The sequence below is a fragment of the Hahella ganghwensis DSM 17046 genome, assembly GCF_000376785.1.
GTDB classification, from domain to species: Bacteria; Pseudomonadota; Gammaproteobacteria; order Pseudomonadales; family Oleiphilaceae; genus Hahella; species Hahella ganghwensis.
Map to the genome: position 1 here is coordinate 16605 of NZ_AQXX01000129.1, position 16624 is coordinate 33228.

Sequence of the window (16624 nt, forward strand, 5' to 3'; positions counted from 1 at the left end):
TATTTCTAAAACAGGCCAAGACAGTAAGAGAGTTTAAATAAAAATGTTTCTAACTTTTTTTGTCTGTAATAGGAGGCTGTTAATGAAATTTTTATCCGGTCGATGATCCCCTTATTATATCCTTCCACTATGATTGCTATTTTATTTGCCTGGCTCGGGTCCAATTCGTCGGAGAATGTATATGAAAAATTTGAAAGCTGTTCTAGCCAACAAAGTCTTTTTTTGGGCGAAAATAAGTTTCGCAATACTGCTCTGGCAGTTGTAATAAAGGCTGTGTTTGTATTAGCCCCCACCAAATTCTGATTATGTTGCCTATATAATATATGCGGGGCGTCATCAAAAATGATATTTCCAAAGTGACTTGCAACTAGATAAAGCCACCAATCGTGCAGAATAATTTTTTCTCTAGAAGTCGGCTTTGTCGCAAGTCGTTTGATAGATTTGTCGAATACAGCTGTGCAGCCTGTGACTACATTTTCGACCATGGCATTATTAAATGACGGTGCACGTTTTGGGGGGGGGGTAGCGTTATTAAGTTTATGATTCTCAGATAGTATATATTGAGTGCTGCAGTATAGTTTAGGGCTAGTCTTTTTCTCCAATAATGCAATAGCGTGCTCTAGTTTTTCTGGTAACCAGATATCGTCTTGATCACAAAATGCATAATAATCATAGTTGTCAGGGACGTCGGATAGAGTACATAAAAAGCTCTTTGTGACTCCAATATTCTGGCCGTAGGTAATATGTATATGCTCTGACTTTTCGTATCTCTTCAGAAAAGAAATTATACTGGTATCAGTTGATCCATCATCTCTGATATAAATGGATACATTTACATTATTTTGATTAAGAACGCTGTTGATTAATTCAGGTAGAAACTTCTGACCATTAAAAGTGGATAAAACGACGGCTACCGATTTTTTTACAGATGGATGCACTCTGAGATTTCCAAAATAATTATAATGCCATAATTTGTGACTTTTAATGAATTTTTATGCTAGATGGTTATTTCTTGTGACAACTAAATGTTTGTTTAAACAAGATATATCTATAGTGTATCCTAGCTTAAGTCTCCAGGCTAGTCCGGATAGTCTGTGTCAAGTGCTAAAATGAATGGGGCGCTGTAAATTGATTGCTTTTTCGTATTTTTCGTGGTGGGTGTTTGGTTGATTTCCCTGTCTTGTGTAACATTTTCTCCAGATCTTAAAGAACTTGAGAATTTTTTGACTTCGCTGGCTAAGGCTATTCTTTATGCTGAAGAGAAGAGTTTAGGACACTCTTTTAAGCTCTTTTTTATAGATAATGGCCCTACTGAGCATAGTCTGGAAGTACTGGAACGAGCAAAAGAAATATCAGTTGGTATTTGTTCTGGACTGCAAATCGAGATACTAAGTGGTCATGGCAATATTGGTTTTGGTGCCGGAAATAATATTCCCTTGGAAAGAGATATTGGAGATTATCATATTGTACTGAACTCTGATCTCATTCTAGATGAGAAGGTGCTGGAAAGGGGGGTAAGGTATCTTGAATTGAATCCTGGCGCAGTTATGACAGTGCCTGCGTCTTATGACCCTTTTAGCGGTGAACTTCAGTATCTATGCAAGCGGTATCCATCCATTCTTGTTTTGTTGGTTCGGTTTCTTCGAATAAATGTACTGAAAAAAATTTTTCGCTTTCAGCTCTCACACTACGAGTATAGGCCTGAAATTGATCGAGGCGAACCTTTTGAGCCGCAAATAGCGAGTGGGTGTTTTATGATGATGCGCTCGTGTGCTTTTAAAGCAGTGAGAGGTTTTGATGAAAGGTTTTTCTTATACTTTGAAGACTTTGATTTGTCGTTGAGGATTTCAAAAATAGGTAAAATTGTTTATTTGCCGGCGATGAAAATTCAACATTTTGGTGGTGGTGCAGGAGGTAAGGGAGGGGGGCATGTTAAAATGTTTCTAGCCTCGGCCGTTAAATTCTTTTGTAAATATAAAATCGTCTTTATCTAATCCTTTCCATAAAATGAAAATGATGCTTATTTTTCTTTTTTTCAGCCTAACAATAGCTGGCCTTAGCTTTTTGATGACGGTAGGTTTGAGGCGTTTTGCGATCCGCCGAGGATTGCTTGATCATCCTAATCATAGAAGCTCTCATGAATTACCAACTCCAAGAGTGGGCGGGGTTGGATTTGTTTCCTTAATGTTATTAACAATATTAGGGGTCGCTATTATAAATGAAGACAGTCTTGAAGTGTTATTCTCTATAATGATAATCGTGACTGGAGTATCGGTAACTGGATTTTTTGATGATCTTTACAACTTGCCTTCAAGTTATCGAGCGGCCTCTTATTCGGGAGTGGTATTAATCGCACTGTATTTTTTACCAAGCCTTCCAAATTTGTCATTCTACTTCGTTGTAATTGAGAACTATTGCCTTTTGCTTTTTCTATATTTTTTGGGGATATTTTGGCTGTTAAACCTATTTAATTTTATGGATGGAATCGATGGCATTACTGCATTGGAGTCAATATATGTCTTGCTGTGTGGCGCATTTTTGGTATTTTTTAAAGATGGTTTCTCTTCCATGACCAACTTGCAGGATGCTGGGGTTATGGAAGTTCTGGCATTTTTGCTTGTTGTGTCAGCCGCGGCAGTTTCCGGATTCCTTATAAGTAACTGGCCGCCGGCAACCATTTTTATGGGAGATGTCGGGAGTAGTACACTAGGGGCGTTTATTGGGTTTGTTGCAGTGGTTAGCAGCACTGTAGGCGATATTTCTGTTTGGCATTGGTTGATTATTACTGCTACCTTTTGGGTAGATTCCACATTTACATTATTCCGCAGGCTGATAAGGCGAGAGAAAATATGGTCTCCTCACAAAAGACATGCATACCAGATTCTAGCTGGTAGGTGGAAGTCTCATAAGAAGGTTACATTGCTTTATTCAGCAGTAAATATCTTCTGGCTGTTGCCTTTGTTGTTAATCGCGATAAGTTATTCTGATTATGTGATTTTGTTGACTGTTATTGCGTCCGTACCTCTTTTTGTTTTTGTGTTTTTAGTTGGGGCAGGTTCAGCGGAAAAATAGAAGACTATGTCTGGGAATTGCCTGGTCGGCTTTCTGGATTTGCAAAATCTAGATAGTTGGATATAAGACTATTGGTCAAGAGATTTGGTGGGTGGGCAGTTAGCTTGCTGGTGACGTCATACAACCTTTGAAGGAGCTTCAAATCATTGTGATTCTCCTTTTAGAGAGGAAAGAGTCATTGTTTGTGTTGGTATATTAAAAAAAATTAGGATGGGCTCCAAAGTTTATGATTAGTACCGTTCTGGATTCCAGTCGCATAGTAAGGCAGTTAATTGCTGTATGTTGGGACATAGTGTTTCTGTTTTTTTCATTATGGGCCGCTCTAAGTCTTCGTTGGGAGCGGTTGTATTTTACTGATGACATGAAAGTACTCTTGAGCTTGGGGATTACTGTCGCTTGTAGCTTGATTTTGTTTGCTAAGTTGGGTTTGTATCGGGCGGTAATTCGGTTTATGAGTAACCACGCATTGGTCGCCGTCCTGTCGGGAATAACGATTTCTTCTCTGGTTCTTGGAGCATCTGGCTTCATACTTCAAGCGCAGATTCCGAGATCTGTCCCCTTTATTTATTGGTGTCTGTCATTAGTGTTAGTAGGGGGCGCGAGGCTGATTGTCCGTTCCTTGGTATTGCATCGATATTTGCGTTCAAAGGAAAAAATAGTAATTTACGGTGCAGGAAGCGCGGGACTTCAACTTTCGTCAGTTCTTTATCAGGGCCAAGAGTATCTTCCTATAGCTTTTGTGGATGATAATCCCGCCAGACAGGGAATGATACTGAACGGGTTACGGGTACATTCCCCTTCTTCTTTGCAAAAACTCATTAATAGATATGGCGTTAAGCGCGTATTGCTTGCGCTTGGGAATACTCCGCGAAGTAATCGTTATCGAGTACTGAAGCGACTTGAAGAAGTCTCGATAAAGGTTCAGACAATTCCTTCAATGACGGATATTGTTCGTGGTGTTGCGAAGATCTCTGAAATTAGAGATATCGATCTCGAGGATTTATTGGGGCGTGATGCAGTGGATGGGGATGTCGGGCTGCTTGAACAATGTATCTCCGATAAAGTTGTAATGGTTACGGGAGCTGGTGGGTCCATTGGTTCAGAGCTTTGCCGGCAAATTGTTGAGCATAGACCCAAAATGCTTGTTCTCTTCGAGCACTCGGAATATGCCTTGTATTCTGTGCATCAGGAGTTAGAGCAATTACTTGAGAAAAGACATATTGACATACCTGTTAAGGCGGTGTTTGGCTCTGTCCAGAAGCGTCATCGGATGGAGGTCGTAATGCAGTCATTTGGGGTTAACACCGTGTATCACGCTGCTGCTTATAAGCATGTGCCCATGGTGGAGCACAATGTTGTTGAAGGCGTCAGAAATAATCTTTTCGGTACTTGGTATACAGCGGAGGCTGCAATCAATGCACAGGTTGAGACTTTTGTGCTTGTTTCAACGGACAAGGCTGTTCGTCCTACAAATGTCATGGGGGCGAGTAAAAGACTAGCAGAGTTGGTTCTCCAGGCCCTCTCTCAGCGTCAGCAGGCGACGCGTTTTTGTATGGTGAGGTTTGGGAATGTCTTAGGCTCTTCAGGGTCGGTGGTTCCTCTGTTCAGAGAGCAAATATCTTCTGGTGGGCCGGTGACCGTAACTCATCAGGATATTACTCGCTACTTCATGACAATACCTGAAGCTGCACAATTAGTCTTGCAAGCCGGAGCACTTGGCAAGGGCGGGGAGGTGTTCGTGCTGGATATGGGTGAGCCTGTAAAAATCGATCAATTAGCAAGAAAAATGATTCATTTGATGGGGTTTGAAGTTAAGAGTGAGGCCAACCCCCTGGGAGACATTGAGATAATCTACACTGGCCTGCGACCTGGTGAAAAGCTGTATGAAGAGGTGCTTATTGGGAATGATCCTCAAGGGACGGTTTATCCCAGAATTATGATGGCTCGAGAAAAGTATCTTCCATGGCATCAAGTTGAAGAGTTATTAAAGGAAATTGATGCAGCGTGCCATAATTTTGACTGCGAATTAGTTAGAATGCTTCTGAAAAAAGCTGAAACGGATTATCATCCTTTGGATGAAACAAAAGATCTTGTTTGGCTGGAAAATCTGCAAAATGTTGAGTCGGCCGAAAATGTCCAGCCGATAGCCCTAAAACGGTAACCTGGTTACCGTAAAGCGATAAACGAATATCAAGGATAAATTTATCATGTCGCTCGCGACCGTAATTCTATGCGGAGGCTCTGGTTCCAGACTCTGGCCTCTTTCCCGGGAAGCTTATCCTAAGCAGTTTCTTAATCTCACTGCCGGGCAGAGTTTGCTTGGGGAAACTGTGGCCAGGGTTGCTCAGTTAAAAAGTAAAGGTAAGGTTTCCGTTGTTTCTAATGAAGAGCATCGGTTTCTTGTGGCGCAATCCCTGGAAGAACAGAAGGGGATTGAGCGATTGCCGATTATTTTGGAGCCCGCGGGGCGTAATACCGCGCCTGCGATAGCGATTGCGGCGCTACAGGCGCTTGAATATGATCCGGATGTTGTGTTGCTGGTACTCCCTGCCGATCATGTCATTGGTAAGTCAGATGTGTTTGCAGAGGCCGTCGAAAAGGCTGGAGTTCAGGCGAAGCAAGGTAAGCTGGTCACTTTTGGTATCGTTCCTGACAGCCCGCATACAGGATATGGCTATATCAAGGCAAATATCGGCGAGTCGGGTGTGGCGCCTGTGGAGCAGTTTGTTGAAAAGCCGGACCTGACGACTGCGGAGTCCTATATAGATTCCGGTCAGTATTATTGGAATAGCGGTATGTTCATGTTTCGTGCTGACCGCTACCTTGAAGAGTTGAAGAAATTCCGGTCGGATATCTACAGTGCGTGTGAAAAGTCTTATGCGGGTCGTCAGGCTGATCTGGATTTTATGAGAGTGGATAAGGCAGCTTTTGAAGCCTGTCCTGATGACTCTATAGATTATGCGGTGATGGAGAAAACCCAGGATGCAGTGGTTATTCCGCTGGATGCCGGATGGAGTGATGTCGGGTCCTGGTCTACGTTATGGGAGATTCAGGATAAGGACAGTGATGGTAACGTCAAAGTTGGCGATGTGATCACTGAAGATGTTGAGGGGTCTTATATCCATTCTGAAGGGCGCTTGATTGCGGCCATTGGTCTGAAAAATCACGTCATTGTGGAAACCGATGATGTTGTAATGGTGGCCGATAAAGATAGGGTCCAGGACGTTAAGAAGCTTGTGGCGCAGGTAAAAGCCCAAGATCGTGAAGAGTACAGATTCCATAAAAGAGTGCATCGTCCATGGGGCACCTATGAGGGGATCTCCAAATCAGATCGTTTTCAGGTAAAGCGTATTACGGTGAAGCCTGGCGGGCGTCTCTCTCTTCAGAAGCATCATCATCGGGCGGAGCACTGGGTGATCGTTTCCGGGACAGCGAAAGTGACCCGGGGTGAAGAAGAAATGATTTTGACAGAAGATCAGTCGACCTATATTCCTCTTGGCGTTGTCCATCGATTGGAAAACCCCGGCGTCATCCCCGTAGAATTGATTGAAGTGCAGACCGGTAGCTATTTGGGCGAAGATGATATCGTCCGTTTTGATGACACATATGGTCGTGCATAAGCGCCTCTGATTGCTCGAGTTTGTAAAAAAAAGCAGTAGCTGAAAAGTTACTGCTTTTTTGGTTCAGGATATCTGCGAGCGGCAGGCAATCAATTGCTTTAATAAGGTATTAAAAAACTCCGTATAGCTTGAGTGTTCACCTGCCATGGGGTCCACCTCGATAATGTGAGCGCCTTTCTGTCTAAAAATTTTGTCCACTAATCCACTGTTAAATTGTGGCTCAACAATGACGCAGGTTTGCTGAGAGTGTGTTTTTTCACTCAGTTGCACAATGTGTCGTGCTCCAGGATTGACATCTGTCTGAGGGGTAACCACGTCGGTAATGATCAGTTTGAGATCCACGGCAAGATAAGCGAAAGCATTGTGATAAGTGATCAGGTGAAGGTCGTCTACTTTTCCTGAGTCCTGGGTAGCGGCGGTTAAATTTTCTGCAAAGGTGCCAATGGCGCCCAATACAGCTTCTGAATCGTTACCATGCTCAGTAAGGTACGATCCAACCGCCTGGGCAGCGGCAACTGCGATGCTACGGCTCAACCATAAGTGAGGGTCAATGGCGTGCTCGCTGTTGTTATCCTCTGCGTGAGCACTTTCTGAGTGGACGGACACTTCTTGGTGTCCGTGGCTGTGTCTTTCTGATTCATCTAGATGAATCAGCAGGTTTGGCGATGAAAGTTCCATCGCTTCGAGTAGACTCAGTGTAGATTCCGAGGGTCTGTTTTTTAGTATCCCTGACACAAAGTTTTCGAGCCCTGGGCCAACCCAGACAAATAATTCTGCCTGATTCAATTTTCTCAGGTCGCTGGGTTTTAGTGAGTAATGGTGTGGGCTGGCCTGAGGCGGTAAAAGATAATCTACAGAGACGATCTCCCCGAACGCTTCCTCGATAATAAGTGCCAGAGGCTTTATGGATGTCAGGATTTTTACTGGCTCTTCCGCACGGGCGTGTGAGGTTGGGGCGAGTGCTGACAAAAGTGACAGGATCACTATCATTGCTTGTATTGGTTTAGTTGTCGGCATATGGGGCTAGAGGATTCTCGAGTTTTGTGTGAGATTGAAAGGTTATAACATAACATATTATACATCGTTAGAGATTTGAGGAAAGCCTAGACTTTTATCCCTGTCAGAATAAACTACACTAAGTGTGTCTATTTAAAGTAAAAAACAGACCCTGATTTTGTGGGTCATAATATTTTTTTGCTCAACAGAATGTCTGTGGAAGTAACTCTAAGGAAACCGGACCTATGCCTCCAAAATTCGGAGCCCGTAGCGGAATATTAACCCTCACGATTAAAGATAAGGCAGTACTTTACGCGGCCTATATGCCCTTCGTTAAAAATGGCGGTCTTTTTATTCCGACAGCCAAATCCTATCAGTTGGGGGATGAAGTCTTCCTGTTGCTGAACCTGATGGATGAGCCGGAGAAAATCCCTGTTGCTGGTAAAGTGGTGTGGGTCACACCAAAGGGGGCTCAGGGAAACCGGGCTGCCGGGATCGGGGTTCAGTTTAATGGTGAAGATGAAACCGCCAGAAATAAGATTGAAACTTATCTTGCCGGTGCTCTGAGTTCAGATCGTCCCACGCATACCATGTAAAATATTCCAAATATCGTGTATTCCTGCGCTGGCGGAATTTACTTATATGCCGCTGATGCAGGAAATTACTTGTCCGCTTGAATCGGGGGGATTGAAGCTCCCGGTCAGTCCAGAAAAGTGTAGTCTTGTTGCACGTTTGAAAATCAATATGCCGGAGTTCGTTTCTTAATACTCTCCAGGCGTATAACATGGTGTTTTTCTGGTAAAAATCTCTTGAAGTGTGTTGAGTTAATCATGTCGTTAATCGATTCCCATTGTCATCTGGATAGAATAGATCTGACTGAAGCTGAAGGCAGTCTGGAAACAGCTCTTGACCAGGCTAGAGCTCGTGGCGTTTCAGGCTTTCTGTGTGTGGATATTGATCTTGATAATTTCAAGGATGTATTGAGCATTGCTGAGCAGCACGAGGATGTCTGGTGCTCCGCTGGAATTCACCCGTTGGCAAAGATGAAAGCTGAAGATCTTGACTCTTCACATCTGAAAGAGTTGGCTTTATCCAGTGACAAAGTGATTGCCGTTGGTGAGTGTGGCCTGGATTATTACTATGATGCAGAAACTGCCCCCAATCAGAAATCCTTATTTGAAAAGCAACTGGCGGTCGCATGTGAAGTTGGCAAGCCTGTTATTGTTCACACCCGGGAAGCCCGCGAGGATACTCTGGAGCTTATTCGTCGATACACACCCAAAGGGCTCTCGGGTGTGTTGCATTGTTTTACAGAGTCTCTTGAAATGGCAGAGGCGGCGATCGATGAAGGGTTTTACATATCGTTTTCAGGCATCATTACTTTCCGAAATGCTGGGCCGCTTCGGGATGTAGTCAGGAATATGCCTCTTGATCGTATTCTGGTGGAAACGGATAGCCCCTACCTTGCGCCGGTTCCTTATCGTGGTAAGAGTAATCAGCCAAAATGGGTGGTTGAGGTGGCCCAGTGTGTCGCAGATCTTAAAGGGGTAAGTCTTGAAGAGTTGAGCCGGGTAACTACGAATAATTTCAGAACCTTGTTTAACTTGCCCGCAACCTGACCCCTGGAGAAGAGTTCTTTCCTGAGGTTGATCGCAAGGAGAATGTGAGAGGTGCAACGTTGAAGGAAATATCATTACAGCTCCCGGATATCAAGCTGGGTGGATTGCGCTGGGGGGAAGGTAATCCTGTCAGGGTGCTGGCTTTGCATGGATGGCTGGATAATGCAGCATCCTATACCTTTCTTGCGCCAAAGCTGGCTGAGGCGGGTTGCGATATTATTGCTCTTGATTTGCCGGGGCACGGTAATTCGCAGCACAGACCGTCCGGTTCCAGTTATCACCTGGTGGATTATATCAGGGAGGTTGGCCAGGCAATTGAGGTGCTGGAGTGGCATCGCCCAGTTCTTCTTGGGCATTCGCTGGGCGCGGTTGTGTCATCATTGTATGCCTCGGCAGCAGGAGAGTCTTTGTCGAAACTGGTTTTGATGGAGGCGTTGGGTCCCATGGCGGATCCAGCGGAGAGGACTGGTGAAAACATTAAAAGAGCGCTAAACAGAGCCTTAAACCCTTCTGCGAAAAAGCGTCCTTATTACAGTATCGAAAAAGCAGTGGAAGATCGTTCTCGGGGCTTTGGAGGGATTACTCATCAAGCTGCAGAGGCGCTTGTCAGGCGTAACTTGGTGGCAGACAAGCAGGGCTGGGTGTGGAAGACGGATTCCAGATTGCGGTGGCCATCCTTTCTGCGGTTTACTGAACCACAAGTTGAAAACTATTTAAGTGCTATAAATTTGCCTACATTATTAGTAGCAGCATCAAACGGTATTATTTCCCTGGATCCTGAAAGCAATTCTCGATTGAGGTGTGTCAGTCATGCCAAAAAGGTCCTGGTTGAGGGGGGGCACCACATGCATATGGATGGTGATGTGGCTCATCTGGCGAGGGAAATCGTATCTTTTATACAGAAATAGTTACATGGTCATCAGGCCACTGAATCTTTAGTCAGGCAGCGCATAGGGAAAAAGTAATGGCGGCAACCATCGGTATGAAAGTGTGTGTGTTGATTTTGGGGGTGATCGCAATGGCGTCGGCAGTCGCGGAAAATGTGTCGGTGCCGCTGCAGTCCTTTCCTTTTTCAAAGGTGGTTGAAAGTCGTCAGCAGGTGTTACCTGAATATCGTCTTGTCACCGGCCGTCTATCCAGTGTAGGGGCGATTGTTAGGGCGGAGCAGGAAAAGATTATCAAGGGAAAGGTGACAATAGTGACCTATGAAGTTCCCCGGGTTCACAGTCCCCGGGAGGTAATGGAGCACTATCTCTCACAGATCGCTGACTATAATGCCAATATCTTGTTTCGCTGCGAAGGGCGGGATTGTGGTCGCAGTAATGACTGGGCCAATGAGATATTCTCCGAGAGAATTCTCTATGGCCATGATCGCTACCAATATTACACAGTCGCCAGCCTGTCCATTGATGAAAAACCCTATGTGGCTGTAATTTACTCAATCAGACGGGGAAACCAGCGGGTGTATGCGCATCTTGAAATGGTTGAGCTGGAAGAGTCCTATGGCGATGAGGAAGGTGAAGTTGGCCGTTATTTGTTTGTGCCGGCCAGTGAGATTTCTGAGGCGCGAGCGCTGAATGATAAGCTGGATTCCTGGCTAAGTGATGTCAGATCTGCTTTACAGGATCCTCAACTGGTCATTGTTGCCTATAGTAACCAGGCAAATGCTTCTGAGCTGAAAAACCTTGAAGAAGCACGAAATCAAGGTCGAACCATGCAGTTGTATTTGACCAGGCAGGCAGTACCTGAATCTTCTATCAATGTGGTGGCGGTTGGCCCATTTGCTCCGTCTGCTTTGTTTGACGAGCATAAGGTTTTTATTCGGATATATGCCGTTGAGGCAGACTAGACCGCTGTGGTATTGGGCTCGGTGGATATAGTAGGCAACGGCAAGGGACAGAAAAGGCTTCTGCCAGGGTGCATGGAGTAGGTCAATGAGTGTCGATAAATCCGGTTCCGGACAAGGTAAGAAAAACGGGAAAACGGTTGCTCTGGTTTTGGGTAGTGGTGGAGCGCGAGGATATGCCCATGTGGGGGTAATCGAGGTTCTTGAAGAAAGGGGTTACGACATCGTTGCGCTTTCCGGTTGTTCTATGGGAGCTTTGGTCGGTGGAATTTATGCCGCAGGGAAATTAAGTGAATTCAAGGATTGGGCCACCGGGCTGGATCGATTCGATATTCTTCGTTTGCTGGATGTTTCATTTTCCTCTCCCGGCGCTATACGGGGTGAGAAAGTGTTTTCGATCGTTCGTGATTTAATTGGTGATACGAAGATTGAAGATCTGTCTATTGATTACACTGCGGTAGCTACCGATCTGCTCCATCATAAAGAAATCTGGTTTCAGGAAGGCTTGCTGAGGCAGGCGATCAGGGCGTCGGTGGCGATCCCTAGCCTACTGACTCCTGAGGTCATAAAAGGCCGTGTGTTGGTCGATGGCGGGCTTCTCAATCCGCTGCCGATCATTCCCACTATTGCTTCACATGCAGATTTGATTGTGGCTGCAAACCTCAGTTTCTATGATGCCAAGATTGACGAACGTTATTACGATACAGCAGATGTTCGCAGTGACCGGAGTTTTGAGGATTGGATGGGGCAGGTCTGGCAAAAGGCTGCGCAGATATTTGACCGGGACGCCAAGGATAAACTATCGGAAGTGCTTCAACTGCAGGAAACGGAAGATCCCGGAAAAGCCGCGTCTGAAAAAGAAAAGTCGGCGAATGAAAGCAAGACTTCCGAGGAATCAAAGCAGGCCGGCAATGTCGACAAAGGCGAGTCCAGGAAAGAAAGAGTGCTGACTCTCGGCAAGTTTGATGCGATGAACATGGCATTTGAAGCAATGCAGAGCTCTTTGACTCAGTACAAACTGGCTGGCTATCCACCTGACATTCTCGTCAATATACCCAAGCATGTATGTTTGAGCTTCGACTACCATAAAGCGCCTGAGCTTATTCAAATCGGCAGGGAAATTACGACAAAAACCCTGGATGATTTTGAAAACGGAAACGGAAGCCCCTATCGTCAACTGTAGCATCCTCCGGTTGAGTGTTAGAAAATAGTAATCAAACTCCCTATAATACCGCCTTTTCTTTGGAGCTCATCTGTGTTCGACGCTAAAACGCTAGCCCCCCTGGTAACCATTCAGGACTATTTGAGATATGCCTATTCCAGGTTTCGGGAAGCAGGGCTTTTCTATGGACACGGAACAGACAATGCTTGGGATGAGGCTGTCCATCTGGTCACGGGTGTATTGTATCTGCCTTGGGATGTGAGTCCCTCTTTGTTGAATGCCAAGCTGACTGATGTTGAAAAAGAGCAGCTTGTTACGGCGCTGAGACGGAGAGTGGTTGATCGCGAGCCGACGGCTTACATTCTTGGAGAAGCATGGTTTATGGGGTTGCCTTTCAAGGTGACACCGGATGTTCTGATACCTCGGTCTCCGTTGGCGGAAATGTTGACTGATGAACTCCAGCCCTGGCTTGGGGATATCTATCCCGAACGTATGCTCGACCTCTGTTGTGGTAGTGGTTGCATTGGCATTGCAGGTGCCTATGTGTTCGAAGAGTCGGAAGTGGTTTTAAGTGATATTTCTGACTCGGCCATTGATATTGCCAAGGAAAATATTACCCGTCATCAGATGGGCGATCGAGTGAGCGTCATAAAATCTGATTTGTTTGATCAAGTAGAAGGCTCCTTTGACGTTATCCTAACCAACCCTCCCTATGTGGATCTTCCTGATATGCAGTCATTGCCTCCGGAGTTCCTGCATGAGCCCAAGTTGGGATTGGAGTCGGGGAGTGACGGGCTTGATGCAACGAAAAGAATACTGGCAACTGCTGCGGATTATCTGAATGAAGGTGGTATTCTGATATGCGAGGTTGGTAACAGTATCGAGGCCTTGTTTGAGCAGTTCCCGGATGTGCTGTTCATTTGCCCGGAGTTTGAGCATGGCGGGCATGGGGTGTTTGTTCTGACAAAAGATCAACTGATGGAACACCAGGTCGAGTTTAAAGAAGCTGCTGGTTTGAATTAGTTTGTGAAGTTAGTGCCGCAGTAATTAAAAAATTTATTAATAAAGTGATGTAAGTCTATGTCTGGTAACACTTTTGGTAAGCTTTTTTCCGTCACGACCTTCGGTGAGAGTCACGGTATTGCGCTGGGCTGTATTGTGGATGGTTGTCCTCCCGGGCTGGATCTGACAGAAGCTGATTTGCAGATTGATCTGGATCGTCGCAAGCCAGGCACCTCCAGACACACGACTCAGCGCAAGGAACCGGATCAGGTCAGAATTCTTTCCGGTGTCTTTGAGGGCAAAACCACAGGGACGCCAATCGGTCTCCTGATAGAGAATACGGATCAGAAGTCGAAAGACTATGGCAACATCAAAGATCAGTTTCGCCCGGCTCATGCTGACTATACCTACTGGCATAAATACGGTATCCGGGACTATCGTGGCGGTGGCAGAAGCTCAGCCAGAGAAACCGCCATGCGAGTGGCTGCTGGTGCGATTGCCAAGAAGTTCCTGGCCTCCAAAGGCGTTGTGATTAGAGGGTATCTTTCCCAGTTGGGACCGATAAAAATCGACAAAGTGGATTGGTCGATCGTGAACGATAATCCTTTTTTCTGTCCCGACGCTGATAAAATTGAAGAAATGTCCGCATACATGGACGCTTTGCGCAAAGAGGGTGATTCCATTGGCGCGAAGATCTCGGTCGTTGCCCAGGGAGTTCCTCCAGGTCTTGGCGAGCCTATTTTTGATCGTCTGGATGCTGAATTGGCGCATGCTCTCATGAGTATTAACGCCGTAAAAGGTGTTGAGATTGGTGCAGGCTTTGACAGTGTTGAACAAAAGGGAACTCAGCATAGAGATGAGCTGACCCCTGAAGGGTTTCTATCCAACAATGCTGGAGGCATTCTCGGTGGCATTTCCAGTGGGCAGGAAATCGTAGCTCACATGGCGCTTAAGCCGACTTCCAGTCTGCATTTGCCCGGGCAGTCCATTGATGTTCATGGCAACACGGTTGAGGTGGTCACTAAAGGTCGTCATGATCCATGTGTGGGCATTCGTGCCACCCCCATTGCCGAAGCGATGATGGCGCTGGTGTTGATGGATCATTTCCTGCGCCATCGTGCCCAGAATGGGGATGTTAGAGTTGATACGCCTGATATAGAGGCTGCGAAGCGGGGGTAGTCTGATCGACAGCCATCGCCCCATAGACAACTCTGGACGGGACGCTCCCTGGAAGCTGTCCATTTTCTACTTTTTCTACTTTGCTCTGGTTGGGGGAATTGCGCCTTATCTGCCTGTTTATCTCAAAGGAACAGGGTATGGCGCTGCCGAAGTGGGGCAACTCATGTCGATCATCATGCTGACCAAGTTGGCGGCACCCAACTTCTGGGGATGGGTGGCAGATAAAACGGGTCGGCAATTAGCCCTGATTCGTTTTGGTAGTCTCGCTGCAGCGATATTCTTTCTGGGTTTTCTGCTGTTTCATGGATTTTGGTGGCACGCTCTTTTTCTGGTGTTGTTTAGTTGCTTCTGGAATGCCGTACTCCCGCAATGGGAAGTTATCACACTCCATAATTTAGGGGCGGAGAGGAGTCAATACAGTCGAATTCGGCTCTGGGGGTCGGTCGGTTTTATTGCGTCAGTGTCTGTACTAGGCCTGTTTTTCGACTACTTCACTATTCAGTGGCTGCCCTATTGGTTGTTGTTCTTTCTATGTGGGATTTTTCTGACTTCATGGGTTGTGGCTCATCAGCCAGGGAAGCAAGGGCATGGTTCATTCCGTAAATTTCTTCACGCCGCTGGCCGTCCTGAGGTGGTGGTGTTTTTTATCACGGCATTTTTGGTCCAGTTATCATTTGGGCCTTATTACACCTTCCTGAGTATTTATTTGAGTAATCTGGGCTACGATATGGTCACGATCGGTGCTCTCTGGGGATTAGGAGTGCTGGCGGAAGTGTTGTTGTTCGTCAAGATGCATGCCCTGATTGAGCGCTTCTCTCTCCGATCTATTATGTTGATCTGCCTGTTGCTCACGACATTTCGCTGGTTTGGGATTGCTTTTGGGGCTACCAGTGCATTAATGCTGATTGCGCTGCAGTTGCTGCATGCTGCCAGCTTTGGAGGTCTTCATGCTTCTTCTATCGAGATGGTGCATCGCTGCTTCAAGCAAGAGCACGCTAGCCAGGCCCAGGCGATGTATAGTGCGGTGAGCTTTGGTGCGGGCGGCTCTCTTGGTGCCTTTGCCAGCGGTATGTTGGCAGAGCAGTTCAACATATCTCTGGCATTTATCGTGGCAGGAGTGGTGTCTGCTGTTGCTACAGCGCTATTGTTGGTAGCCTGGCCCAGGCTTAACCAGTTCTGGCGCTGAGTTCCGATACTGAATTCAAGTATTGGATGTCACCGCAAGGATTTGCTGCCGGGCTTTTTGATTCTGGCATTACCGATTGACTTGGTTCAGAAAAGCCCTGGCGGCTTTGCTGAGGGTTCGGCGATTATCATGAATCACGCCCAGCTCTCTTTTCAATGGTTGATTGATTTCCAGTAAGCAAAGACTGTTATCCAGCATCGATTCCGGCAGAACTGACCACCCCAGACCGACGGATACCATCATTTTAATTGTCTCCAGGTAGTTGGTCGGTATCGAAGAGCGAAGCTGTAATTGGTGCTGTTGGAATATTGTTGAGATTTTCTGAAAGGTGATGGTGTGCGTAGCGGGTAAAATAGCCCTGTAACACGTCAGATCTTCCAGTTTGGGGTGCGGCCGTGAGCTCAGTGGGTGCTCGTTCGACACTACAAACTTCAGGTCATCCTGCCATAGTGGGTGATAGTGCAGTAATGGATTCTGTGTGTCCGGCAGAGTCATCAAGGCGGCTTCGACATCCCCATTCAGTACCGCTTGCTCGGCTTCTTCAGAAGCCAGGAATCGAAGATCAAAGTCCACATCCGGATAGTCCCTGACAAAGCGTCGAATCTGTTCAGGAAGGCGGTGCAATCCAATGTGATGGCTGGTGGCGATGCTCAAGGTGCCGCCAACATTTTCGTGAAGATTCTGAATCAGGGTCTGGGTGTTTTCGACCTCGCGGATAATATGCTCAGCTCTGACTTTTAAAAGTTTTCCGGCTTCGGTCAGTCGGGCGTTTCTTGGGAGTCGTTCAATGAGAGGGGTGGAAAAAGTCTGTTCCAGATTGGCGAGGCGTTTGGATACCGCCGGCTGAGTCACATGCATTTGTTCCGCGGCTGCCGAGAAAGAACCGGTTTCCGCGACTTTGATAAAAGTTTTGAGATCAACAAGATCCATTGGAATTCCAAA

The 16624-nt window shown here is 46.2% G+C and carries 15 protein-coding genes; 12 read left to right on the top strand and 3 right to left on the bottom strand.

Features of this window, described 5'->3' with window-relative positions:
- Positions 1-5 precede the first annotated feature (5 nt).
- Positions 6-938, bottom strand: a complete 933-nt coding sequence (locus F566_RS0120055; RefSeq protein ID WP_020408821.1) for a glycosyltransferase family 2 protein — start codon at positions 936-938, stop codon at positions 6-8.
- Positions 939-1166: 228 nt separating this feature from the next.
- On the opposite strand from F566_RS0120055, the gene F566_RS0120060 reads away from it, so the two are divergent.
- The 4 genes from F566_RS0120060 (at position 1167) to F566_RS0120075 (ending at position 6692) form a co-directional block, all read left to right on the top strand.
- Positions 1167-1994: a glycosyltransferase gene (locus F566_RS0120060; RefSeq protein ID WP_157496934.1), complete on the top strand. Its 828-nt coding sequence runs from the start codon at positions 1167-1169 to the stop codon at positions 1992-1994.
- A 19-nt stretch (positions 1995-2013) separates the two neighbouring features.
- Entirely contained in the window at positions 2014-3072 is a 1059-nt protein-coding gene (locus tag F566_RS33560; protein ID WP_157496936.1) for an MraY family glycosyltransferase, read from the top strand.
- A 226-nt stretch (positions 3073-3298) separates the two neighbouring features.
- On the top strand, positions 3299-5233 hold the full coding sequence (locus F566_RS33565) for a polysaccharide biosynthesis protein (RefSeq protein ID WP_020408824.1): 1935 nt from the start codon (positions 3299-3301) through the stop codon (positions 5231-5233).
- 46 nt (positions 5234-5279) lie between these two features.
- Entirely contained in the window at positions 5280-6692 is a 1413-nt protein-coding gene (locus F566_RS0120075; protein WP_020408825.1) for a mannose-1-phosphate guanylyltransferase/mannose-6-phosphate isomerase, read from the top strand.
- Positions 6693-6755: 63 nt separating this feature from the next.
- On the opposite strand, the gene F566_RS0120080 is transcribed toward F566_RS0120075, so the two are convergent.
- Positions 6756-7676: a metal ABC transporter solute-binding protein, Zn/Mn family gene (locus F566_RS0120080; RefSeq protein WP_020408826.1), complete on the bottom strand. Its 921-nt coding sequence runs from the start codon at positions 7674-7676 to the stop codon at positions 6756-6758.
- 257 nt (positions 7677-7933) lie between these two features.
- Between F566_RS0120080 and F566_RS0120085 the strand changes: the two genes are divergently transcribed.
- From F566_RS0120085 to F566_RS0120120, 8 genes are all read left to right on the top strand, one after another.
- A complete protein-coding gene (locus tag F566_RS0120085; protein ID WP_020408827.1) occupies positions 7934-8284 on the top strand; it encodes a PilZ domain-containing protein in 351 nt (116 codons plus the stop codon).
- A 234-nt stretch (positions 8285-8518) separates the two neighbouring features.
- Positions 8519-9307, top strand: coding sequence for a TatD family hydrolase (locus F566_RS0120090; protein WP_020408828.1), 789 nt, complete (start codon positions 8519-8521; stop codon positions 9305-9307).
- Between the two features lie 59 nt (positions 9308-9366).
- Entirely contained in the window at positions 9367-10215 is an 849-nt protein-coding gene (locus tag F566_RS0120095) for an alpha/beta hydrolase (RefSeq protein ID WP_157496938.1), read from the top strand.
- Between the two features lie 56 nt (positions 10216-10271).
- Positions 10272-11156 (top strand): DUF4892 domain-containing protein, encoded by an 885-nt coding sequence (locus F566_RS0120100; protein WP_020408830.1) that lies wholly within the window; start codon positions 10272-10274, stop codon positions 11154-11156.
- A gap of 85 nt (positions 11157-11241) precedes the next feature.
- Positions 11242-12336 carry a patatin-like phospholipase family protein gene (locus F566_RS0120105; protein ID WP_020408831.1) on the top strand — a complete coding sequence of 365 codons (1095 nt, stop codon included), beginning with the start codon at positions 11242-11244 and terminating at the stop codon, positions 12334-12336.
- A gap of 72 nt (positions 12337-12408) precedes the next feature.
- Entirely contained in the window at positions 12409-13338 is a 930-nt protein-coding gene (gene prmB, locus F566_RS0120110) for a 50S ribosomal protein L3 N(5)-glutamine methyltransferase (protein ID WP_020408832.1), read from the top strand.
- A 57-nt stretch (positions 13339-13395) separates the two neighbouring features.
- Positions 13396-14496, top strand: coding sequence for a chorismate synthase (gene aroC / locus F566_RS0120115; protein WP_020408833.1), 1101 nt, complete (start codon positions 13396-13398; stop codon positions 14494-14496).
- Positions 14497-14557: 61 nt separating this feature from the next.
- The gene (locus F566_RS0120120) at positions 14558-15682 is read left to right on the top strand and encodes an MFS transporter (protein WP_083921140.1); all 1125 of its coding nucleotides are present in this window, start codon (positions 14558-14560) and stop codon (positions 15680-15682) included.
- Between the two features lie 69 nt (positions 15683-15751).
- Here F566_RS0120120 and F566_RS0120125 read toward each other — a convergent pair whose 3' ends face one another.
- On the bottom strand, positions 15752-16612 hold the full coding sequence (locus F566_RS0120125) for a LysR family transcriptional regulator (protein WP_020408835.1): 861 nt from the start codon (positions 16610-16612) through the stop codon (positions 15752-15754).
- Between the last annotated feature and the right edge of the window lie 12 nt (positions 16613-16624).